Source organism: Melittangium boletus DSM 14713 (assembly GCF_002305855.1).
In the GTDB taxonomy this organism is placed as follows: Bacteria; Myxococcota; Myxococcia; order Myxococcales; family Myxococcaceae; genus Cystobacter; species Cystobacter boletus.
Map to the genome: position 1 here is coordinate 1,683,264 of NZ_CP022163.1, position 21,236 is coordinate 1,704,499.

General features: G+C 67.0%; 20 protein-coding genes. 4 read left to right on the top strand and 16 right to left on the bottom strand.

Annotated features, from left to right (window positions below):
- Positions 1–31 precede the first annotated feature (31 nt).
- From accB to MEBOL_RS07210, 12 genes are all read right to left on the bottom strand, one after another.
- Complete coding sequence (gene accB, locus MEBOL_RS07155; RefSeq protein WP_095976708.1) at positions 32–622, bottom strand: acetyl-CoA carboxylase biotin carboxyl carrier protein; 591 nt, start codon at positions 620–622, stop codon at positions 32–34.
- 35 nt (positions 623–657) lie between these two features.
- Complete coding sequence (efp, locus tag MEBOL_RS07160) at positions 658–1,239, bottom strand: elongation factor P (protein WP_095976709.1); 582 nt, start codon at positions 1,237–1,239, stop codon at positions 658–660.
- Between the two features lie 105 nt (positions 1,240–1,344).
- Positions 1,345–1,707, bottom strand: a complete 363-nt coding sequence (locus tag MEBOL_RS07165; RefSeq protein ID WP_095976710.1) for a roadblock/LC7 domain-containing protein — start codon at positions 1,705–1,707, stop codon at positions 1,345–1,347.
- 60 nt (positions 1,708–1,767) lie between these two features.
- A complete protein-coding gene (locus MEBOL_RS07170; protein ID WP_095976711.1) occupies positions 1,768–2,418 on the bottom strand; it encodes a hypothetical protein in 651 nt (216 codons plus the stop codon).
- A gap of 33 nt (positions 2,419–2,451) precedes the next feature.
- Entirely contained in the window at positions 2,452–5,172 is a 2,721-nt protein-coding gene (locus MEBOL_RS07175; RefSeq protein WP_095976712.1) for a type IV pilus secretin PilQ, read from the bottom strand.
- Between the two features lie 67 nt (positions 5,173–5,239).
- Positions 5,240–5,809: a pilus assembly protein PilP gene (locus MEBOL_RS07180; RefSeq protein WP_095976713.1), complete on the bottom strand. Its 570-nt coding sequence runs from the start codon at positions 5,807–5,809 to the stop codon at positions 5,240–5,242.
- 52 nt (positions 5,810–5,861) lie between these two features.
- A complete protein-coding gene (locus MEBOL_RS07185; protein ID WP_095976714.1) occupies positions 5,862–6,461 on the bottom strand; it encodes a type IV pilus inner membrane component PilO in 600 nt (199 codons plus the stop codon).
- Positions 6,462–6,473: 12 nt separating this feature from the next.
- Entirely contained in the window at positions 6,474–7,154 is a 681-nt protein-coding gene (locus MEBOL_RS07190) for a PilN domain-containing protein (RefSeq protein WP_095976715.1), read from the bottom strand.
- Between the two features lie 38 nt (positions 7,155–7,192).
- Positions 7,193–8,275: a type IV pilus assembly protein PilM gene (gene pilM, locus MEBOL_RS07195; protein ID WP_095976716.1), complete on the bottom strand. Its 1,083-nt coding sequence runs from the start codon at positions 8,273–8,275 to the stop codon at positions 7,193–7,195.
- Positions 8,276–8,492: 217 nt separating this feature from the next.
- Positions 8,493–9,920: a sigma-54-dependent transcriptional regulator gene (locus MEBOL_RS07200; protein WP_095976717.1), complete on the bottom strand. Its 1,428-nt coding sequence runs from the start codon at positions 9,918–9,920 to the stop codon at positions 8,493–8,495.
- Positions 9,921–9,977: 57 nt separating this feature from the next.
- Positions 9,978–11,099, bottom strand: coding sequence for a sensor histidine kinase (locus tag MEBOL_RS07205; RefSeq protein WP_095976718.1), 1,122 nt, complete (start codon positions 11,097–11,099; stop codon positions 9,978–9,980).
- Between the two features lie 16 nt (positions 11,100–11,115).
- Positions 11,116–12,021, bottom strand: coding sequence for a prepilin peptidase (locus MEBOL_RS07210; protein ID WP_095982633.1), 906 nt, complete (start codon positions 12,019–12,021; stop codon positions 11,116–11,118).
- Between the two features lie 304 nt (positions 12,022–12,325).
- On the opposite strand from MEBOL_RS07210, the gene MEBOL_RS07215 reads away from it, so the two are divergent.
- The 4 genes from MEBOL_RS07215 to MEBOL_RS07230 all read left to right on the top strand — a co-directional run bounded on the left by MEBOL_RS07215 (position 12,326) and on the right by MEBOL_RS07230 (position 15,716).
- Positions 12,326–12,970, top strand: coding sequence for a prepilin-type N-terminal cleavage/methylation domain-containing protein (locus tag MEBOL_RS07215; protein ID WP_095976719.1), 645 nt, complete (start codon positions 12,326–12,328; stop codon positions 12,968–12,970).
- Positions 12,971–13,075: 105 nt separating this feature from the next.
- Positions 13,076–13,978 (top strand): tetratricopeptide repeat protein, encoded by a 903-nt coding sequence (locus MEBOL_RS07220; RefSeq protein ID WP_095976720.1) that lies wholly within the window; start codon positions 13,076–13,078, stop codon positions 13,976–13,978.
- Positions 13,978–14,949: an ABC transporter ATP-binding protein gene (locus MEBOL_RS07225; RefSeq protein WP_095976721.1), complete on the top strand. Its 972-nt coding sequence runs from the start codon at positions 13,978–13,980 to the stop codon at positions 14,947–14,949. Before MEBOL_RS07220 ends, MEBOL_RS07225 begins: the two co-directional genes overlap by 1 nt.
- On the top strand, positions 14,949–15,716 hold the full coding sequence (locus tag MEBOL_RS07230; RefSeq protein WP_095976722.1) for an ABC transporter permease: 768 nt from the start codon (positions 14,949–14,951) through the stop codon (positions 15,714–15,716). The genes MEBOL_RS07225 and MEBOL_RS07230 overlap by 1 nt, the downstream gene beginning before the upstream one ends.
- A 27-nt stretch (positions 15,717–15,743) precedes the next feature.
- Here the strand turns inward: MEBOL_RS07230 and MEBOL_RS07235 are convergent, their stop codons facing one another.
- The 4 genes from MEBOL_RS07235 to MEBOL_RS07250 are packed head-to-tail and all read right to left on the bottom strand — an operon-like array spanning position 15,744 to position 21,191.
- Positions 15,744–17,132, bottom strand: a complete 1,389-nt coding sequence (locus MEBOL_RS07235; RefSeq protein ID WP_095976723.1) for a sigma-54-dependent transcriptional regulator — start codon at positions 17,130–17,132, stop codon at positions 15,744–15,746.
- 21 nt (positions 17,133–17,153) lie between these two features.
- Entirely contained in the window at positions 17,154–18,788 is a 1,635-nt protein-coding gene (locus MEBOL_RS07240) for a two-component system sensor histidine kinase NtrB (protein WP_483869356.1), read from the bottom strand.
- Positions 18,775–20,031, bottom strand: coding sequence for a type IV pilus assembly protein PilC (gene pilC / locus MEBOL_RS07245; protein ID WP_095976724.1), 1,257 nt, complete (start codon positions 20,029–20,031; stop codon positions 18,775–18,777). The genes MEBOL_RS07240 and pilC overlap by 14 nt, the downstream gene beginning before the upstream one ends.
- 50 nt (positions 20,032–20,081) lie before the next feature.
- On the bottom strand, positions 20,082–21,191 hold the full coding sequence (locus MEBOL_RS07250) for a type IV pilus twitching motility protein PilT (RefSeq protein WP_095976725.1): 1,110 nt from the start codon (positions 21,189–21,191) through the stop codon (positions 20,082–20,084).
- Between the last annotated feature and the right edge of the window lie 45 nt (positions 21,192–21,236).

Below are 21,236 nucleotides of genomic sequence, written 5' to 3' on the forward strand. Positions count from 1 at the left end.
CCTCCGCGGGGCGCGAACGCGCCCGCGTATGTCAAACGGGCTCGATACGGAACAGCGCCTGGCCAAACTCGACCGGCTGACCATTCTCCACGAGAATCTCCGCCACGCGACCCGCCACGTCGGCTTCGATCTCGTTCATCAACTTCATGGCCTCGATGATGCAGAGCACCTGGCCCTTCTTCACCACCGAGCCCACCTCCACGAAGGAAGGCTGGTCCGGAGCCGGCGTCCGGTAGAACGTGCCCACGAAGGGGCTGGTGACGCTGTGGCCGGGCTTTTCCGCCGGAGCGGCCACGGGGGCGGCGGCCACGGCCGCGGAGGGCGCCGCGGGGGCCGGAGCAGCGGCCACGGGCGCGGCGGCCATCACCGGCGCGGGGCTCACCGAGGGCGAGATCGGAGCCGCGTGCACGATGGTCGGCGCGGGAACGGGTCCCCGGCGGATGAGCAACCGCTCATCGCCCCGCTGCCACACGAGCCGCGTCACTTCCGAGGCCTCGAGGATTTCCACGATCTGCCGCAGCGATTCCACGTCCAACGACGTGGTGTTGCCCTCGACGCGGACGCTCTCGCTCCGTGCGACGGGCGCGGACTCGGTTCGGATTGCCTTGCGCTTGCTTGCCACTGTTCCGTCCCCTCCCTGGGCCGCGATGGGCCGACTTAGCTCGCGGTGGCCACGCGCGTGAGGTACTTGCCGCCCTCGCGCGTGTCGATCTTGAGGATGTCACCCTCGTTGATGAAGAGCGGCACGTTGACGGAGAAACCCGTCTCCAACTCGGCGGGCTTCAGGGCGCCGGACACGGTGTCGCCGCGCACGCCCGGATCGCACTTGGTGACCTTCAGGTCCACCGAGTTCGGCAGCGTCACGGCGATGGCCTTGCCGTTCCAGAAGAGCACGTCCGCGTTGATGTTCTCCTTCAAGAAGTTCTTCGCGTCGCCAAGCACCTTCTCGTTGAGGAAGGTCTGCTCGTAGTTGCGCGTGTCCATGAAGTAGTAGTCGCCGTCCTGCACGTAGAGAAACTGCATGTTCTTCTCTTCGATGTCGGGCACACCCACCTTGTCGCCGGACTTCATCGTGGGCTCGAGCACGCGGCCGGACAGCAGGCTGCGGATCTTGGTGCGCACGAAGGCCGAGCCCTTGCCGGGCTTGACGTGCTGGAAGTACTCGATCACGAACGGCTCACCGTCGATCTCGATCTTCAGGCCATTGCGAAATTCGGATGTATCGATGACACCGGCCATGGACAGCTCCTTCGGACAACTTGAAAAAGTCCGGGGTGTCTAGCCGAATGGACAGCGGGTTGCAAAGTGGAAAGGCGCGGCGCACCGCGCCGAGCGCTCGCCAGGCTACAGCTCGGCGCGGATCCGGGGCGCCGTCAGCCGCAGGACATAGCGGCCCTTGCCGTAGTTGCCATCCGCGCGCAACGCGAGCACCAGGAAGTACTCGGGCGACACGAGCCGCATGAGGGTCAGCACCCGATCACTGTTGATGCTGACCTCCTGCACCTCGCCCGTCTTGAGCACCTCGGCGGCCTGCCGCAGTTGGCTGAGCAGGTTGGCGTACTCGATCCACGCCCCGTTCAGCTCCAGTTCGACCGCTTCCTCGTTCTGATGGGTGTCCACGGCGATGCCGTCGAACCCCATCACGCTGCAGGCCAGCGACCCATCTACCTGATTGACCACGGACTCGAGGTGCGTGCGGAAGGACATGGTGGCTGGCTTGTAGGAGGAGCGAGGAAGTGGGTCAAGTCGAGGCGACGGGGTTGTGGCTCAGGGGGTACAGGTGGCGTTCTGTCCGGGATAGCAAGCGCCCCCCGCCACCGCGGAGCACTGACCCGGGCCGTACACCGTAATGGGGAAGGTGAACTCGTTGCTCTCCACGGCGAATCCGCCAGCACCCAGATGACCCCGCGCCTTGATGGTCGCCAACACGGTCAAAGACTCATCAGGGCCCAAGCCCCCCGCCAGTTCGCCCAGCGCACTGACCGCCTTGGGTCCGAACGCCTCCATGGACAGGTAGCTGCGATCGACGGTCGTTCCCGGGCGAAAGACGGCATGAATGGCGATCGTTTCTTCTTCCAGCGCCTCATCGTCCTCCTCGCCCTCGGAGTTGATGACCACATACGAGTAGATGAGTTCCTCCAGGTTGAAGTCCTGGAGACCCACACCCGAGGACAACGTTTCGCCCTGCACGTCGATGACCTGGGCGGTGTTGTTGGTCTCCACGCCCATGGCCAGCCTGTAGTTGTCCTGGCCCTCACCTCGCCAGTAGAGCGTACCCTGCGAGAGGAACGTGGAGGTGTCCGGAGCGCACGCGGTCACCGAGAAGGCGTTGATGAACCGGATGGACCCATCGCCTTGATTGGAAACACAGCCCAGCGGCGCCACGCAGAGCGCGGCCATCAGCATCAGTCGCTTCATGAACTTTGGCTCCTTCGATAGCTCGAAACAGGGCTAGAGGGTCTGCGCGATCGTCTGCCGGTTGAGGATGCGCGGCGTGATGAAGATGAGCAGTTCCTGGCGGTTGTCCGTCTCGCGGTGGTTCTTGAAGAGCAGACCGAGCACCGGGATCTTCGACAGGAAGGGAACCGAGTTGCTCTGGGAGCTGCCGCGGCGAACGTAGATGCCACCGATGACCGTCGTGTCTCCATCCTTCACCAGCACCTGGGTGTTGGCCTCCTTGCGCTGGATGGCGGGCTGACCGTTGGCGCCCGTGTTCGCGGGGTCCGGCTGGTTGTTCTGGGCGCTGATGGACATCAGGATGCTGCCGTCCTGGGTGATGTGGGGCGTGACCTCGAGCGACAGACGCGCTTCGACGAAGGTCGTGTTCGCGCCCGACGCGGACACCTGGCTGAACGGGAGCGACACACCCTGGCTGATGCGGGCGGTGTTGTTGTCCAGCGTCGTCACCTTGGGAGCGGAGATGGTCTTCACCGTACCCTCGGATTCCGCCGCCGACAGGCGCAGATTCAAGGTGAGCGCGCCACCCGCCGAGCCGAAGACGAAGCCGAGCGCACCACCCGTTCCGACGTCCGCGGCGGCCGGCAGGTTGACGGCGAAGTTGGGGTTGAGGGGAAGACCCGGTGACGTGCCACCCAGACCACCCGACACAACGGCCGTGCTGGGGAAGATCAGGCCCGTGGTGTTGCCGGTGACCTGAGCCGCCTGGGCCTGACCACCCCACTGCACGCCCAGTTCACGGCTGAACGAGGTGTTGGCTTCCACGATGCGGCTCTCGATGAGCACCTGGGGCGTCTGGGTGTCCAGGTTGCGCACCAGGGCGCGAGCCTTCTCGATGTTGGCGCGCACGTCCTTCACGATGAGCACGTTGGTGCGCGTGTCCACCGTCACCGTGCCCCGCTCGCTCAGCACGTCCTTCACGCGGGCCGACATGTCGGAGGCGAGGGCGTAGTTCACCGGCACCAGGTTCACCACCAGCTCTTCCTGGACCAACAGCGACTTCTTGCGATCCGCACGCAGCTTGGCCTCATCCTCGAGCGACTTGAGGGGCGCCACGCGCAGGATGTTGCCGATCTCCTCCTTGCCCAGCGCCTTGCTGCGCAGGATGAGGTCGAGCGCCTGATCCCAGGGCACATTGCGCAGACGGATGGTCACCTTGCCCTGTACGTCATCGGCCACCACGATGTTCTTCTTGGAGATCTCCGCGATGACGCGCAGCAGGTTCTGGATGTCGATGTCCTTGAACTCGAAGGACACCTTCTTGCCGCGGTAGCGGGCCTGCTGGGGCGCGCCCTCGGCGGCGTAGGTGGGGGCCTCGGCGGTGAAGCCCGCGGTGCGCTGGGTGACGGCCACCTGCTCCGTCTTCACGCCCTTGACGCTCAGGCGCCACGACAGGCCGCCCGCGACCTGGCTCACGTTCTCCTCGATGGCGCCGTCGGCGGCCACCACCACGCGCACCCGGTTGCCCTCCCCCGGTACCGCGAAGGCGCTCACCATCTTCACCGGCGTCTGCAGATCGCTCGTGTCCAGGCTGCGCTCGAGCCGCCGCGGCAGCCGGGCGTTGTCCAGGGTCAACACCGCGCTGCGGGGATCCGGACGCTCGACCTTCCACGCCACCGCGCCCGAGAGCTTGAGGTTCACCCGGCCACCGGTCTCGTTGTCGTCGAAGGACAGCTCCTTCACGTCCACCGAGGCCAGCTTGGCGTCCACGGGAGCCGCGCGCAGGGGCTCGTTCTCGGCCACGGCCTTCTCCGGGGTGCTCGCCGGGGCGTCCTTCACCTTCGCGGCCACCTTGCCATCGAACACCACCGCCAGGCCCTTGCCCGCCCGCTCGACGCGGTAGGAGGGCATGGTGTCACGCACGTCCAGCACGAGCCGGACCTTGTCCGCGTGGGCACCCACGCGCAGCTCCTTCACGGGGCCGGACTGCACGCGCGGCGCACGGGCCGCGAGCCCCACGCCGAACACGTCCACGGCGAGCCGCGGCGGATCCGCCAGCTCCAGCACCTCGTAGCGGGCGACCTCGCCATCCGCCCGGATGTTGAGGGTGTCACGGTTGAAGGACATGCCCGTGATGCGGCGCGCCGGCCGGGCGACCTCGCGCTCGTCCACCTCGGCCGCCACCACGTTCTCGGGAAGCGCCTGCGCCTTCTCCGCGACGGGGCGCGGCGAGGAGGCCTTGACCTCCTGCGCGGAGGGCTCCGCCTTCGCGACAGGGGCAACAGCCTTGGGCTCCGGCTCGGCAGCCACCGGAGAAGCCTTGGATTCGGCGGGAGCGGCGGCCGCCACGGCCGCGGGCGACTGGGCCCCGTCCACCGAGATGATGACCCGGTTGCCGTCCGCGCGCACGTCGTACTGGGCGGTCTGATGCAGGGCCACCAGCAACCGGCCGACGCTCGCGCGCTCGTCCGAGAACTGGGAGGCCACCACGCCAGCCACCGGTCCCTGTCCGTTGTGGTGACCCTTGATGCTCGTGGCGTCAGCCGACGACAGGTCCACCACCAACCGCTCCGGACCGCTCAGCCGGAAGACGGTGAAGGTAGGCGCCCGTGTGCCGGTCACCGTCACCTGGGCACCCGCCGCCGTCTGGACGACCTTGAGATCCTTCAGCGTATTGAGCTCGGCGGCCTCGGCCCCAATGCTCAAGGTGGCGACCGCCAGGGCCGCCACCACGCTCATCAACTTGCCCCTCGTCACAACGCTCTCCTCGAGCATGCTTCCCCTCAACAAGTTGCACTGTGCCATGGGCGCCGAACCTGCTCGGCTCCAAGACACCGGGCCGCTACTGCTCCCAGTTCTTGCCCGTCATCAGGTTGTACGCAGGATCCATCTTGACCTCCTGCTTGAGACCCAGCTTCACCGGGTTGTAGACGACCCGCTCCGGCGTGGTGATGGTCTCCGTGACCACGACCTCGTCGCGAAGAATCTGGGTCACCTTGCCACCCTGGCGGCCCATCCGGGTATTGCGGCGAACGACGTGGCCGCGACCCATCGGGTCTTCCACCATGGCCATGGGGTTGGCATCACCCGTCACCACGGCCACCAGCTTGAGTTGGTCGATGTCCCACTGGCACAGGGCCTCGTTGCACGGCGGGCCCGAAGAGCCGGCCGTGGGGGACTCGCGAACCATGTCCTCGATGGGGCTGCGGAACGGATCGCGCTTGCCCACCGGGTTGTAGTTGTAGACGTAGGTGCTCGCGGTCGCCGTCGTCTCTGCGGGCTTCGGCTTGGGAGCCTCGGCCTGGGCCGGTTTGGCCACGGGCGGCGGCGGAGGAGGCGGCGCATCCTCGCCGCAACCCGCGAGTGAGAGGGCCAGAGCCCCCGACATCAACATGGAGTGGATCGTCTTCATCCTCGGGATCCTTTGTCGCCCCATTTCCAGGACCGATCAAGATTTCGTGCGACTACTTGGTTTTCGGCGGAGGCGGAGTCGTGTTGACGAAGCGGAACGTCGTGGCGAGGAACGTGCTGTTGAGCACGACCTTCTCGTTCTTCATCTTGGCGCCATCGAGCTTGATGTTGTTGACGTTCACGATGCGCCGCATGGTCGACACCTCCTGGAGGAACATGGCGATCTCCTGGTAGTTGCCGCTCACGGCCATCTTGATGGGGATGCGCGCGAAGAAGTCTCCGCCGCCCACCGTCTCCGGCCCCGGCTCCACGCGGGAGATCTCCAGGCCGGACTTCTTGCCGATGTCGTTGAGCTGCGCGAGCAGTTCCTCGACGTCCTTGTTCTCGGGCAGCTCGGTGAGCGCCTCGGCGAGCTTCTGCTCCAGCACGTCCATCTCGCGCCGACGCTCGTTGAGGTTCTGCGCGATCTCGCTCTTCTCCGCCAGGTCCAGGTCGAGCTTGCGCTGCTGGGCGCGCAGGCTCTCCATCTCCTGTTCCATCGGATCGATGACGAGGAAGTAGTTGGCGGCGGTCATGAGCACCACCAGCGCGGCCAACCCGCCGAACTTCACCGCGGGAGGCGCCTTCACGATTCTATCGAGGTACTTGTCCATCGTGGTGGTTCCTCAGATGGCGTAGTTGGAAGAGAGGGAGATGTCGAAGTCCACCGTGGACACCTCACCGGGCTTGGACGCCTGCCCGTGTTGCTGGGTGCTCTTGAGGTCCACGTTGGTGAAGAAGGGCTTGATGTCCGTCACCGGGAACTCCTCGATGGAGACCTCGGCCGTCAGCAGCTCGACGCGGGACGTCTTGGCCTCGCGGCGCTGCTCCACCAGCCGGCCGATGCCCTTGGGCGTCCACACCATGCCGTTGAGGTTGCGCATCAGCTCGGCCACGTCGTCGTGGCTCACGGCGGAGCCGCTCAGCTTCACGCTGCCACGCTCCTCGTTGAAGTTGTGGATCCACGCCTTCTTGGGAATGGAGCTGGAGAGCGCGTCCAGCATCCGCACGGGGCCCGAGCGGCCACGGCGCAGTTCATCGAGCACGGCGAGCTTCTTCTCGACCTCGGCCTTGCGGGTGTTGATGTTCTTCACCTCGCCAATGGTCTTGTCCAGCTCGGCGATGCGGGCCTTGGTGGCGTTGATGCCGCCGTGCAGCCCCTGCACCACGCTGTCCTGCTCCATGTACCAGTAGATGTTGCCGCCAGCCGCGCCCAGGAGCACCACCGCGAAGAGCGCGAGGATCTGCCGGCCCGCCTCCTGCTGCACCTTCTTGCGGATGGGCAGCAGATTGATTCGAATCATCATGTTGAATCAGTCCTTCATCAAAAAGGGGGAGCGAGGGATCAGCCAACCTTGTCGCCGGGCCGCCGCAGCGCCAGCCCCACCGCCACCGCGGCCATGGGCGCCACCTCCATGATGAAGGCGGGATCGAACTTGCGGTTGTCCACGTCGATCTTCCGGAAGGGGTTGAGGATCTCCACGGGCACGCCCACGCGCGTCTCGATGGTCTTGAACAGCGCGGGAATCTTGGCCGTTCCGCCCGACAGGTAGACCTTGGTGAAGTTGGCGTCCACGGCGGTGCCCGCGTAGAAGTCCAGCGAGCGCTGGATTTCACCGGCCACCTGCTCCGCCACGCTCAAGAGCACCCGCTCCACTTCCTGGGGAACGACCGCGTCCGCGTCACTGCTCGTGCCGCCGATCTTGAGCGTCTCGGCCTCCTCGTAGGAGACGTTGAGCTGCTTCTGGATCTCCTCGGTGAACTGATTGCCGCCGATGGTCACGTCACGGGTGAACACCGTGATGCCGTTGGAGATGATGTTGATGTTCACCACCGAGGCGCCCGCGTTGATGAGCACCACGGTCTCCTTGTCGGGGACGTCGTAGTTGGCGGCGAACATGTTCTGGACGGCGAAGGCGTCCACATCCACCACCACCGGCTGCAGCCCCGACTCGGAGACCACGGTGGTGTAGTCGTTGATCATGTCCTTCTTGGCCGCCACGAGCAGCACGTCCATCTGGCCGGTGGCGTCGTTGCCACCCGCGTCGAGGATCTGCGTGTCGATGTTCACGTCCTTGACGTCGAAGGGGATGTACTGCTCCGCCTCCCACTGGATGCTCTCCTCGAGCTCTTCCTGGCTCATGCGGGGCATCTGGATCTTCTTGATGATGACCGAGTGGCCCGACACGCCGATGGCGACGTCCTTGCTCTTGATCTTCAGCTCGGTGAGCAGTTCCTGCAGCGCCTGGACGATGGCGGTGGAGTTCATGAGCGCGCCGTCCACGATGGCCTCGGGCGGCAGCGGCTTCATGCCAAAGCTCTGCAGCGCGTAGTTCACCTGACCCCGCTTGCGCTGCTCCTTGAGCAGAATCATCTTCACCGAGGTCGATCCGATATCAAGACCGAGAGCCAGCTTTCCCTTCGCCATACAGTCGTCGCTCCGTGGAGGGGCCGCCAGGGTACCATCTGCTGGCAAGCCCTCCTAAAAAGTGCTCCACGACCGCCCGCTCAGCAGGCGGTCGCTCTGACCCCGGAAATCTCGTGGCGCTCATGCACGCCACTCGCCAAGGGCCGATTTTCCGGCCTCCGGCGCATTTCGTCAAATCCCCCTCCCTGGGCCGCCTCCCTCTTTGGAGAGCGGGCCGTCAGCCCAGCTCCCCCTCGGCGTCCGCGTCGATTCCGTACTCCTTGAGCTTGTACAGCAGCGCGCGGTGGCTGATCTCCAGCACCTCGGCGGCCCGGGTGCGGTTGCCTCGGGTGCGCCGGAGGGCGGCACGGATGTAGGACTCCTCCAGGTCCCGGATCGCCCGCTTGAGGGACAAGTTGGCGTCGGCGGAAGGTTGAAGCACGGGCGCCGCCGGTGGGGCGGGCGTGGCGGGACGAACCGGAGGGAACCCCAGGCGCTCGGGCAGGTTCTGCGGGGAAATCCAATCTCCCTCGGCCAGCAGGACCGCGCGCTCCATGGCGTTCTCGAGTTCACGCACGTTTCCGGGCCAGGAATAGGCGGTCAGGAGCGCCTCGGTGCCGGGGCCGAAACCGAGCACGGGCGGCTCCCGGTTGAGCTCCCGGTTGAAGCGGGTGAGGAAGGTGCGGGCCAACAGGGGAATGTCCCCGGGACGCTCCCGCAGGGGGGGCACGCGCACGTTCACCACGTTGAGCCGGTAGTACAGGTCCTCCCGGAACTCCCCCCGCTCCACCAAGCGTCCCAGGTCACGCAACGTGGCGGCGAGGACGCGCACGTCCACCTTCTCCGCGCGGTTCTCCCCCACGGGGCGGATCTCCCCCTCCTGTAGCACGCGCAACAGCTTCACCTGGGCGGGCGCGGTCAGTTCCCCCACCTCGTCGAGGAAGAGCGTACCCCCATCGGCCTCGCTGAACAGGCCGCGCCGGGAAGTGCGCGCGTCGGTGAAGGCGCCCTTGGCATGTCCGAAGAGCTCACTCTCGATGAGGCCCGCGGCGATGGCGCCACAGTTGACGGCCACGAAGGGCATGGCGGCCCGGGGCGAGCGCGCATGCAGGGCCCGCGCGACGAGTTCCTTGCCCGTCCCGCTCTCCCCGGTGATGAGGACGGTGGTGCCCACGGGCGCGAGCCGCTCCACCTGCCGCATCACCGCGCGCATGGGCTCGCTCTCCCCCAGGATGTTCTCGCCCGCCGCCGCCCCGCCCGCGCCTTGCAGCCGCCGGTTCTCGCGCAGCAGGCGCTCGCGCTCCTCCGCCTTGCGCAGGACGAAGACGATCTCCTCGGGCTTGAAGGGCTTGCGCACGTAGTCGTACGCACCGGCCCCCACCGCCTCGAGCGCCTGTTCCTGGGAGCCATAGGCGCTCATCACCACCACCGTCAGGGACGGGTGCTCGACGAGGGCCTGGCGCAGCACGGACAGGCCGTCCCTGCGAGGCATGCGCACATCGCACAACAGCACGTCATAGCCCCGCGCGGACAACTCCCGGAGCGCCTCCTCGCCATCGGCCACGGTCCGCACCTCGTAGCCCAGCTCCGACAACACCAGGCCGAGCACATGGCGGATGGAGGGCTCGTCGTCGGCGATGAGGATGCTGCGGAAGAGAAGAGCCATGGGGGCGCGCCAGGAAGAAGTAACCCACGAAGGGGGGGCTCGGCCAGGGGACCCCCGTCAGGTCGCGGGCAGACACAGGCAGAAGCGCGCGCCTCCCTCCGGGATGTTCTCCGCCCACAGCCGCCCTTTCATCGACTCGGCCAGGTGCAGCGAGACCGCGAGCCCCATGCCCGTGCCCTGACCGGGCTGCTTGGTGGTGAAGAAGGGCTCGAACAGGCGGGGCATCACCTCGGCCGCGATGCCCGGCCCCGTGTCCTCCACCACCAGCGTGGCTTCACTCCCCTCTCCATGCGAGGACACGCGCACCACGCCCTTGCCCTCCATGGCCTGCACCGCGTTGAGCAACAGGTTGATCACGATCTGTGACAGGGAGCCCGGGTCCGCCCACGCGAACAGTCCGGGCACGAGCGCGAACTCCCACCGCACCAGGGAGAAGTCCCGTCCGGCCTTCACGAGTTGCACGCACGTCTCCACCACGCGCCCCACGTCCACCGGCTCCAACCGCGCCTGTCCCGGGCGGCCAATCTCCAGAAGACCCCTCACGATGCCGTCGATGCGCTGCACCTCTTGATCGATGCGCGCCAGGTACTCGCGCACCTCGGGCTCCGTCGTGCGGGCCCTGGCCAACGACAGGTAGCCGAGGATGCCGGCCAGCGGATTGCCCACCTCGTGGGCGACCCCCGCGGCGAGCCGGCCCACGGTGGCCAGCCGTTCCGCGGCGACCAGCTCCGTGCGCGCCAGGCTCAAGCGCACATTGGCGGCTCGCAGCGCCTCCAGTTGGTCGCGCGTGGTCTCCTGCTCCTCGCGCAGGGCCCCCTTCATCCGGGAGAGGGCGCGTTGGATGCGCGAGAGCAACGGCCCCGGACTCTCCGGCAGGGACACGTCCAGTTCCAGCCGGCCGAGCTGCTCCACCACCTGCTCGGTCCGCCGCAGGGGCCGCCCCACCATGAAGTCCAGCACCGCGTACGACACGGCCGTGAGCAACACCAGATCCAGCCCCAACAGGAAGGGCAGGGAGCCGAGGGTGCGTGTCAGGGACGCGCTGTCCAGGGCCCCCTGGGCCACGCACTGGCGAACCAGGTCCATCAACGACAAGAGCGGGCGCTGCAGGGTCAGCCAGGTCAGTCCCGTCCCCACCGCGCTGAACAGGAAGGCGACACTGGCGATGCGCCACTTCATGGGCCCGGGCCCCGCCTCACCGCAATCCCGTCAGCAACACGTTCATGGGCACGGGCAGGACCTCGCTCAACCACGGGCCGAGCAGCATCACCTCGAGCGCCGCGACCGCCAGCCAGGGTCCGAAGGGGATGTTGGTGGGACCCGGCACCCAGTCATCCTCTTCCTCTTCCTCCCGCGCTGCCTCCGGAGGCGTTGCCTCTGGTCCGGGCACGGCCTCCAGGGCGGCGGGTGCATCGGCCTCGGGTGTCGGCGCGGGCGCGGCGTCGGTGTCCTCCTCCGGAGCCGGTCCCGCCCGTCCGTAGATGAGCAGCATCACCGAGCCCACCACGGCCCCTTGCAGCGAGGACAGGAAGATGACCCCGAGCAAGGCCTTCCACGACAGGAAGGCCCCGATGAGCGCGAGCAGATCCTTGTCACCCGCGCCCAACGCTTCCTTCTTGAAGATCTTCTCCCCCAGCCACTCCATCGCCCAGAAGACGAGGAAGCCCGCCACCGCGCCGATGACGGAGTCGATCAGCCGCGGAATGCCCAGTGGCACCGACAACACCACTCCGGCGGCGATGCCCGGCCACGTCAGCTCCTGCGGGAGGATCCAATGTTCCAGATCAATGAAGGCGAGCGGCACGAGCAGCAGCACGAACACCAGCGCCAGGACGAGTTCGGGGGTCCAACCGAACCGGCGCTGACACGCGAAGAAGAGCGCCGCGGTGAGCAGCTCGATGAGCGGATAGCGCCAGGAGATGGGCGCGTGGCATCCCCGGCAACGTCCGCGCAGGGCGAGCCAGGAAAGAACGGGGATGTTCTCGAACCAGGTGAGCTGTCGTCCACAGTGGGGGCAACGTGAGCGGGGCCTCACGATGCTCTCCCCCGCGGGCACACGGGCGATCACGACATTCAGGAAACTGCCGAAGAGCAGGCCCATGACGATCACCAACACCCTGGCCACGCCGTCCACCGCCTGAGGAGTCACTGTCTTCCGCGTCCCTTCTTTGTCAGTCCAATCCGGGGATTCGCAGCATAGAGCCCGTCCTCGGCCCGCGGGCAGACCATTCCTGTCACTTGGGTGACAAAAATGGGCACTCGTTACCTGCCTGGATACCCCCCGCGCCGGCGTAAGTCCTTGGATCCGCGTGGGGGTGGCGGCGGTTTGACGCTGGCACCGTTCGTGCTATTGCTTCCGACGGCTTCGGCCGCAACTCCTCTCGTACCGCAGCAAGGAACCCCCCATGAACCGTCTTTTCGCCCGGAAGAACCGTGGCTTCACGCTCATCGAGCTGATGATCGTGGTGGCCATCATCGGCATCCTCGCCGCCATCGCGATCCCGAACTTCATCAAGTTCCAGGCTCGCTCCAAGCAGGGTGAGGCCAAGGCCAACCTGAAGGCTTGGTTCACCTCGCAGCGCGCGTTCCTCCAGGAGAAGGACCGCTACGTGGAGGACATCAAGACCCTGGGCTTCTCGCCCGAGCGCGGCAACCGCTACGCCTACTACTTCGGCACGGCCAACACCTGCGAGCCGCGCAAGGCCACGGGCCTGGGCACCGGCACCGAGTACAACTGCATCTACGTGGACCAGGGCAAGTTCCCCACCACGCCCGAGGATCCGGGCACGGCGCAGGCTCCGAGCGCTCCGACCTTCTCCGGTGGCGGCACGGACCCGGCGGTTCCCGGTCTGTCCACGGGCGGCTGCCCTGGCTGCAACATCGCCGGTGTTGCCTCGGGTAACGTGGACAACGAGGCCACGGGTAACGACACCTGGTTCATCGCGACCAAGGACGCCGCCACCATCGCCCACAAGTGCGGCAACAAGGACGAGACCACGGCCGTCGCCGGCTCGCCCTACCTGAGCTTCAACGACGTCGACTGCGACTGATCGACGCATGAGTGCCTGACGGTCCCTCGGGGCCGTCAGCAGTCACAGTTCCAGGACATCCGGACCCACATCCGGGTGTCCTTTGTGTTTTCATGGTTCCCCTCTATGAAGGTGCGTTCTTTCTGGCCCCCCCTGGTGATGCTCACCTGTGGCTTGCTGGTGCTCATCCTGCTCGCCGCACCGCCGCGCAAACCCCCTCGCGGCCCACATGAAGAGCCACTCCTTCCCCGCCAGGACGTCCTGCGGCTGGTCGGTCGAGGGTACATCCAGCTGATGGCGGATTACTTTTGGATCCAGCTCGTGCAGGCCACGGGCCGGGCCTGGGACGCGGCGGAATACCGGGACATCTTTCCCTACGCCAACCTCATCACCGATCTGGACCCCCAGTTCCGCATGGTCTACGGGTTCGCCGCGGGAGTGATTCCCACCAACCTGGGTCGCGAGACGTGGGTGAACACCCGGGAGTCCACCCAGTTGCTGCGCAAGGGCCTCAAGCTGTTTCCCGATGATCTCAAGATGAACATGCTGCTCGCCTACAACTTGAGCACCTACGAGCATCAGTACCAGGAGGCCGCCGAGGTCACCGCCCACGCAGCGAAGCTGCCCGGTGCCCCGTCCTACCTGTCCGCGCTCGCCACACGGCTCTATGCCCAATCCGGACAGGTGGACGCGGGATTGGCGCTGGCCCAATCCCTGGCGGATTCGGCCGAGGACGCCACCACGCGAGAGACCTTCCTGCAGCGCGTACGGGATCTCGAGATGGAGCGTGAGTTGCGGCGGGTGGATACGGCCATCGCGGAGTTCCGCGACACCTTCGGCACGGTGCCTCCGGACATCCGGACGCTGTCGTGGTTGGGCTACCTGCGTGAGCCCCCCCATGATCCCAAGGGAGGCGGCTTCTTCATCGGCAACGATGGGCGCGCCTACTCGTTCACGCAGCAGCGCCGCCTGGAGGTCTTCACCCCCGACAACCGTGGCGTCAACTTCCTCGCGCCAATGGAGCAGTGATGTCCAAGGACGCTTCTCTCCTCCCCATCGAGATCCGGGACCTGTCCAAGACCTACCGGCTCGGCTTCTTCATGAACCGGCGGGTGCGTGCCCTCCAATCCCTGGACCTGACCCTGCAACCGGGACAGGTGTACGGGTTGTTGGGTCCCAATGGGGCTGGCAAGTCCACGACCATCAAGATCCTGTTGAACCTGGTGCAGCCCTCGGGAGGAACGGCGCGGTTGTTCGGCCTGTCACCGGGAGACCGGGAGGCGCGCCGCCGGGTGGGCTACGTGCCGGAGAACCCCGCGCCCTACGAGTACCTGACCGGCCGCGAGTTCGTCACGCTGGCGGGCCGGCTCATGGGCATGGGCGGCAAGGAGCTGGACGCGCGGGTGTCCGAGGTGCTGGGCATGGTGCAGATGACCCGCGCCGCCCACCTGCAGATCCGCCGCTACAGCAAGGGCATGGTGCAGCGCGTGGCGCTGGCCCAGGCCCTGGTGTCCAAACCCGACCTGCTCATCCTGGACGAGCCCACCTCGGGGCTGGATCCGGTGGGCCGCCGGCAGATCCGCGACCTCATCCTCGAGGAGCGTCAGCGGGGCACCACCATCCTCTTCTGCACGCACATCATCCCGGACGTGGAAGCGCTGTGTGACCGGGCCGTCGTGCTGGTGGGAGGCCGACGCGTGCGCGAGGGCAGCGTGGCGGAACTCGTGAGCGCCCAGGCCACCCACATGGAGCTGACGGTGGAGGGCCTGAGCGTGGAGCAGATCGAGGCGCTGGGGTTCGTGCTGGAGCAGACCCGGGCACTGGAGAACCGCGTTCTCGTGCGCGTGCGAGACGCGGAAGCACAACCCCTGCTCAAGCAGCTGCTGGAGAAAGGTGGGCGCGTCACCCAGCTACAACCCGCCCGCTTCTCGTTGGAAGACTTGTTCCTGCGCGCCCTCGAGGAGGCCCGGCAGGGTCCCGTGGGAGGGGAGATTTCGTGATGGGTCCGTTCGTCGCCCTGGCGCTCAATGGTTTCCGGGAGGCCCGGCGCAACCGGGTCACCCTCCTGGTGGGCATCTTCGCCCTGGCCATGATCCTCTCCACCTCGCTCGTGTTGGAGGTCACCGTCGGCACGTTCGACCGCGTCCTCACCGACGTGGGCCTGGGAGCCATGAGCCTCATGCTCGTGCTGCTCACCATCTTCCTGTCCAGCGGCCTCATCTCGCGGGAGATCGAGCGGCGCACCATCTTCCTCATGGTGTCCAAGCCCCTGTCCCGCGGTGCCTTCCTGGTGGGACGGCTGTTCGGCAACATGCTCACCGTGACGGTGTTGCAGTTGGCCATGGCCGCGCTCTTCTGCGTGATGCTGCGCTTCTACGGCAGCCCCCTCACCCCGGCGCACCTGGCGGCCATGGGCATGCTGTGGTTCGAGCTGTGGGTGCTCAGCGGCGTGGGCTTCCTGATGTCCAGCTTCTCCAGCCAGATGGTGTCCGCCTTCGTCAGCGTCAGCGTCTACGTGGCGGGCAACCTGTCCTCGGACATCTACAAGCTGGCGGGCAAGTCCCAGAGCGACTCGCTCGAGGTACTGGGCAAGGCCGTGTATTACGTGCTGCCGGACCTGTCGCGCTTCAACTACCGGCCCCAGGCCGCCTACGACGCCGCCATCTCCTCGTCCGAGCTGTTGTCGGCCATGGGTTACGGAGTGGCGTACACGAGCGTGCTGGTGGCACTCGCCATCCTGCTCTTCAACCGGCGCGACTTCCGTTGAGCCGCGCCCCGGGGTGGACGTGAGCGCTCAGGCCTCGTCCTCCCGGTCGGACAGGCCGTGCTTGGCCAGGCGGTAGCGGAAGGAGCGGAACGTCAGGCCGAGCAGCTCCGCCGCCCGCGTCTTCACGCCGCCCGCCTGGGCCAGGGCCGCCACCAGGTAGCGCCGTTCAGCCTCGTCCAGGTGACGCTCCAGCGAGAACCCCGCGCCGAGCGCCACCTCCGAGCCCGCGGTGGCCGTGCTCGGCGCGGACTCACCCCGGAGCGTGGGCGGCAGGGACGCCGGCGTCAGCGTATCTCCATCCGCCAGCGTGGCCGCGCGCTCGACGATGTTCTCCAGCTGGCGCACGTTGCCCGGGAAGGAATAGGAGGACAGCATGGCCAACGCCTCGGGTGAGAAACGCAGGCCCGGCCGCTCGAGCGCCTTGCGCTGCAAGGACAGGAAGTGCTCGGCCAGCGGCGCGATGTCCTCCACCCGCTCGCGCAGGGGCGGCAGCTCGATCATGATGACGTTGAGCCGGTAGAAAAGATCCTCCCGGAAGCGGCCCGCCTTCACCTCGGCATCCAGGCTGCGGTGGGTGGCCGCCAGGATGCGTGCCTGGAAGGGAACCTCCGCGGAGCTGCCCACCGGCTTCACCTTGCGCTCCTGCAACACGCGCAGGAGCTTCACCTGGGTGGCCAGCGGCACATCGCCAATCTCGTCGAGGAACACCGTCCCCTCGCCCGCGTGCACGAGCAATCCCGGGCGATCATGCGTGGCCCCGGTGAACGAGCCCTTCACGTGGCCAAAGAGCTCGCTCTCCAGCACCCCCTCGTTGACGGCGGCGCAGTTGATGGGGAGGAAGGGCTGGCTGGCGCGTGGGCTCTTGAAGTGGAGCTCCTTGGCGATGACCTCCTTGCCCGTTCCGCTCTCCCCATGAATGAGGACGGTGGAGCGGGTCGGCGCCACCTTGTCCACCAGGTTGCGCACCGCGCGCATCCGCGCCCCCCGGCCCACCGCCATCAGCCCCGCCCCGGGCAACAGGTGCTCGCGCAGCGACAGGTTCTCCCGGCGCAGGGCCCGCTTCTCCAATGCCTTCTGCACCAGCAGCAACAGCTCCTCGTTGTCGAAGGGCTTGCCGATGTAGTCGTACGCCCCCTCGCGCATGGCCTCCATCGCCGAGACGGCCGTGCCGAAGGCGGTGATGACGATGACCTCGGGAGGCTCGGGCAGCGCCCGCGCGGCCCGCAGCACGTCCATGCCGCTCTGCGAGGCGCCCAACTTCATGTCCGTGATGACCAGGTCCACCCGCGTCGAGCCCAGTGCCTCGCTCGCCCTGCGCACCCCGTCCGCGCACGTCACCTGATGGCCCGCGCGGCTGAGCATGATCTCCAGGACATCGCGCATCGAGCGCTCGTCGTCCACCACCAGGATGTGCAAGCTGCCTCGCTCTCTTTCCCCTCACCCTCGCATGGGCAGCTGGATGAGGAACTCCGTCCCCTCGCGCGGCGAGGAAGAAACCCGAAGGGTGCCTCCATGCGCGCGAACGAGGGAGTGCGCCGTGGACAACCCTAGCCCGGTGCCTCCCTCGCGGGTGCTGAAGAAAGGCTCGAAGATGCGCGACAGGTGCGCCGCGGGGATGCTGCCCGCCGAATCCCAGATGCGCAGCCAGCACTGTCCATCCGCTTCCCGCAGAGTCACCCTCACGGAGCCTCCGGGACCCACGGCCTGGAAGGCGTTGCGCAGCAGGTTGATGAGCACCTGGCGGATTTGATCCGCGTCCACGAGCATCCGCATCGGCGCCAAGGCCCGCTCCACCCGGACCTGACTGGCGAGCGGATCCACCCGCAGCATGTCCACCGTCTCCCCGACCAGGACCTCCAGCTCCAGCTCCCGCTTGAGGGGCGGCGGAGGACGGGCGAAGCGCAGGAAGTCCTCCACCAGCTTGGAGAGGCGGTCCGACTCGCGCAGGAGGATGTCCACCAGGCGCACGGAGGTGGGGTCCGCATCCGGCGCCTGCACGAGGAGCTGGGCCGAGCCGCGCATGGCGGCCAGGGGGTTGCGGATTTCGTGCGCGAGCTGCGCCGCCAGGGTCCCCAGCGAGGCCAGCCGATCCGCGCGCCGGAGATCTTCCTCGGTGCGGCGCAGCTCGGTCAGATCCTGGAAGACGATGAGCGTCCCACCTCCCCCCGTGCCCTCCAGACCCGTCACCGTCAGCCCGAGCGTGCGCGCGCCGGCCCGCGTCTGCACGGACAGCTCCCGGCGGCGCTGGTGGGCGTCCAAGCCCAACGCGCCTGGCAACAGGGACTCCACATGGGTGCCGGTCGGAGGCGATGGCGCCTCCAGGCCGAGGATGACGCTGGCGGCGCGATTGACGAAGGTGACGAGACCCGCCGCGTCGCAGGTGATGAGCCCCGAGGGCATGCAGGCGAGGATCTGCCGCTGCAGGGTGTCCAGCTTCTTGAGGTCCGCTTCACGCGCGGAGAGCCGGCCGCCCGTGGCCGACAACTGCCGCGTCAGGTAGCCGGCGAGCACGGCGATGAGCACGAGCGCCAGCAGGTTGCTGCCAATCAGGAAGACGAGCCGCTGTTGGCTCAGGTTTCCCACGCCCAGGGGCGACTCCAGCCACTGCAGCTTCACGGCCACCAGCAGCAGCGAGTAGGCGAGCGCACTGCCCCCCGCGGCGACCAGGGCCCCGCGACCATCCAGCACGATGCTCGCGCCGATGACGGCCAGCAGATAGAGGAAGGTGAAGGGGCTGTCGCCCACGCCCGTGAGGAAGACGAGCACCGAGGCGATGAGCAGATCACCCACCACCTGCACCACCGCCGCGATGCGGTCCGCCCAGCCCCCGCGCAGCATGAGGCCGTAGACGAGCGTGAAGAGGTAGACGAGCCCGATGACCGCGAAGGTCAGCATGTCCACGCCACTGGGCTCCTCCAGGGGCTGGAGGAACAGGCGGGCGGCGACGGCCACGAGCGACAGGCTGACGGCCACCGTGCGGAACACGGTGAGCCACAACAACCGCGTCCGCAGGGCGTGGGGCTGCGGAGGCGCGGCGAGGACGAAACGACTGACGCTGCTACTTAACGGCACCGGCGATCTGGAAGATGGGCAGGTACATGGAGATGAGGAAGCCGCCGACCACGCCGCCCAGGAACACCATCATCAACGGTTCGATCATCGCCGTGAGGCCCGCGACCGCCGTGTCGACCTCGTCGTCGTAGAAGTCGGCGATCTTGTTGAGCATGGTGTCCATGGCGCCCGTGGCCTCGCCCACGCCGATCATCTGCACCACCATGGGGGGGAACACCTTCGTCTCCAAGAGCGGCCCGGCGATGTTCTTGCCCTCGGCGATCTTCCCGCGCACGTAGTAGATGGCCTCTTCCACCGAGCGGTTACCGGCCGTCTTCGCCGTCACGTCCAGGGCATCCAGGATGGGAACACCCGAGGAGATCATCGTGCCCAGCGTGCGGGTGAAGCGCGCCACCGCCACCTTGCGGATGACGGGCCCGAAGATGGGCGCCATCAGGAAGATCTTGTCCAGGACGCGCCGGCCCTGGGGCTGGTTGTAGGTCCACGAGAAGATGCCCATGAAGGCACCGACGCCCGCGAACACGTAGATGGCGTACGCCTGAGCCCAGGCCGACAGATCCACCACGAACTGGGTGGGACCCGGCAGCGCCTGACCGAAGTCCGAGAACATCTTCGCGAACACCGGCGTCACTTTGAGGAGCAGCAGCGCCGTCACGCCAAAGGCCACGAGGAGAACGATGGCCGGGTAGGTCATCGCGCTCTTGACCTTGCGCTTGAGCTTCTCGTTCTTCTCACGGTAGGCCGCGAGCCGGTTGAGGATGTTGTCGAGAATACCGCCCACCTCGCCCGCCGCGCACAGCTGGACGAAGAGCTCGTCGAACACCTTGGGATGGTCACCCAGCGCGTCGGCGAAGGTGGAGCCCTGCTCCACCTTGTTCTTGATGGCGAACACGACCTTGCGGAAGGCCGGGTTGTCCATCTGGGTGCCGAGGATGTCGAGGCACTGCACCAGCGGCAGGCCGGCGTCGATCATCGTGGCGAACTGACGGGTGAAGATGAGGATGTCCTTGCCCGTCACCCCCGAGCCGAACGACAGGTTCAACTCCGAGTCGAGCAGGCCCTTGCGGCGAACCTTGACCGGATTGAGCCCGAGCGACTTGAGCCGGGCGTTGACGGCCTCGAGATCCGAGGCCTCCATTTCGCCCTTCTTGGTCTCGCCAGACTTGGTCTTGGCCTCCCAGAGGAACTGGGCCGTGTTCTTCGACTTCTGAGGAGTGGATTTCGTGGTTGCCGTTGCAGCCATCAGGCCTCCGAGAGGGTCCGCATTCTATCGCCGCGGTTGAAATTCGCGAATTACCGCCCCGGAGGACCGGCGGGACGCTGGCCGGGCAAGCCGCCAGGCCCGCCACCCGCCAGGATGTTGCGCAGCTCGTCCGGGTCGTTCGAGCGGCCGAAGGCCTCGTCCTGGGTGATGAGCCGCCGCATCAGCAGCGCCGCCAGGGCCTGGTTGAAGGTCTGCATGCCGAACTTCGCCTGGCCCACCTGCATGGACGAGTACACTTGGTGCACCTTGTCCTCGCGGATGAGGTTGCGGATGGCGGGGTTGGGAATCATCACCTCGAGCGCCAGCACGCGGCCCGGCGAGCCCGCCTTGGCGATGAGCGACTGGCTCATCACGCCCTCGAGCACGAAGGACAGCTGGGCGCGCACCTGCGGCTGCTGGTAGGGCGGGAACACGTCCAGCACGCGGTTGATGGTCTGCACCGCGCTGTTCGTGTGCAGCGTGGCGTAGCAGGTGTGACCCGTCTCGGCGATGACGAGCGCGGCCTCGATCGTCTCCAGGTCGCGCAACTCGCCCACCAGCACCACGTCCGGATCCTGACGCAGGATGTACTTGAGCGCCGTCTTGAAGCTGCGCGTGTCCGCGCCCACCTCGCGCTGGTTCACCAGGCAGTTCTTGTGCGGGTGCAGGTACTCGATCGGATCCTCGATCGTCATGATGTGCTCGTGACGATCCGTGTTGATCTTGTCCACCATGGACGCGAGCGTCGTGGACTTGCCCGAGCCCGTGGGACCCGTCACCAGGATGAGGCCGCGCGGGCGCTTGACCAGCTCGGCCACCACCGGCGGCAGACCCAGCTCCTGGAAGGTGAGGATCTTGAAGGGAATGGTGCGGAAGGCTCCCGCCACCGCGCCACGCTGCATGTAGACGTTGGCGCGGAAGCGCGACAGACCCTTCACGCCGAAGGACAGGTCGAGCTCGTTCTCCTCCTCGAACTTGTGCTTCTGCACGTCCGTGAGGATGGAGTAGCAGAGCTGCTTGGTCTCCGCGGGGGACAACTGGGCCGTCTTGAGCGGCACCAGCTCGCCGTCCACGCGCAGCTGGGGCGGGGAGCCCGTGGTGATGTGGAGGTCGGAAGCACCCTTCTCGACCATCGCCTTGAGCAGCTGATGCAGATTCACGAAAACCGTCCTTCGGAGCGTAGGGGTGGGGCGGGGAGCTGCGGG